The 1,756-nt window shown below is 62.3% G+C and carries 1 protein-coding gene; it reads right to left on the reverse strand.

Annotation, left to right across the window (positions count from 1 at the left end):
- Nucleotides 1-32: 32 nt before the first annotated feature.
- The coding region (gene uvrA, locus AC1DT3_RS20050) for an excinuclease ABC subunit UvrA (RefSeq protein ID WP_477466970.1) at nucleotides 33-1,756 on the reverse strand (1,724 nt) is incomplete at its 5' end.

A 1,756-nucleotide genomic window follows, 5' to 3' on the forward strand; every position in this document is an offset into this window, starting at 1 on the left:
GATCGATGCTGCGCGGCCGATCACTCCACCGATCACTCCGCGGCTTGTTTCGTCGCCTTTGCGCGCTTCAGGGGTCTGCGCGCGAGCACCTCTTTCAGGAACCGTCCGGTATGACTCGCCGAAACCTTGGCGATGTCTTCCGGTGTGCCTTGCGCCACGATCTGTCCACCGCCGTCACCGCCTTCGGGGCCCATGTCGATGACCCAGTCCGCGGTCTTGATCACTTCGAGATTGTGTTCGATCACGACGACGGTGTTGCCCTGGTCGGCGAGCTCGTGCAGCACTTCGAGTAGCTTCGCCACGTCGTGAAAATGGAGGCCTGTGGTGGGCTCGTCGAGGATGTAGAGCGTACGGCCGGTGGCGCGCTTGGAGAGTTCCTTCGAAAGCTTGACGCGTTGCGCCTCGCCACCGGAGAGCGTCGTCGCCTGCTGGCCGACATGTACGTAATCGAGGCCGACGCGCGCTAGCGTCTGCATCTTCTCGCGGATCGACGGCACGGCCTTGAACAGCTCGCGCGCTTCTTCCACGGTCATGTCGAGGACGTCCGCAATCGACTTGTCGCGATACTTCACTTCCAGCGTCTCGCGGTCGTAGCGTTTGCCTTTGCAGATGTCGCAGGTGACGTAGACGTCGGGCAGGAAGTGCATCTCGATCTTGATGACGCCATCGCCCTGGCACGCCTCGCAACGTCCACCTTTCACGTTGAATGAGAAACGCCCCGGCTGATAGCCGCGAGCTTTCGCTTCGGGCAGGCCGGCGAACCATTCGCGGATCGGTGTGAAGGCGCCGATATAGGTCGCGGGATTCGAGCGCGGCGTGCGGCCGATGGGGGATTGGTCGATGTCGATGACTTTATCGAGATATTCCAGCCCCTCGAGCTTATCGAACGGGGCCGGGTGCTCCATCGCGTTGTTGAGTTTCTTGGCCACGGCCTTGTAGAGCGTGTCGATGACGAGGGTCGACTTGCCGCCGCCCGAAACGCCGGTGATGCATGTGAAGGTGCCGAGCGGAATTTCCGCAGTCACGTTCTTCAGGTTGTTTCCCCGCGCGCCGGTGAGCTTGAGCATGCGGCTCTTCTGCAATTTGCGACGTTGTGCCGGAACCGGGACGCTTTTGGCGCCAGTGAGATATTGCCCGGTGAGCGATTTCGGGTTCGCCATGATCTCCTTCGGCGTACCCTCGGCGACGATGCGACCGCCATGGATGCCCGCGCCGGGACCGATGTCGAACACGTAATCCGCCTGCAGGATCGCATCCTCGTCGTGCTCCACCACGATCACCGTGTTGCCGAGGTCGCGCAGACGCTTCAGCGTCACGAGCAGACGCTCGTTGTCGCGTTGATGCAGGCCGATGGACGGCTCGTCGAGAACGTAAAGMACGCCCGTGAGACCCGAACCGATCTGCGAAGCGAGACGGATGCGCTGGCTCTCGCCGCCCGACAGCGTGCCGGAGGCGCGCGCGAGCGTCAGGTATTCGAGACCCACATCGACGAGGAAGGTCAGGCGTTCGCGGATTTCCTTGAGAATGCGGCCGGCGATCTCATTCTGTTTCTTCGTCAGTTTTTTCGGCAGGGCCGCGAACCAATCATGCGCGTCCTTCACCGAGAGCGCAGTGGCGTCGCCGATATCGCAGCGGTTGATTTTCACCGCCAAAGCCTCAGGCTTCAGGCGCTTGCCGCCGCACGCGGCGCAGGGCGTCTCGCTCATGTAGCGGCCGATTTCCTCGCGCGACCAATCGCTCTCCGTCTCCTTGTAGC

Source organism: Microvirga sp. P4_G7 (assembly GCF_056401005.1).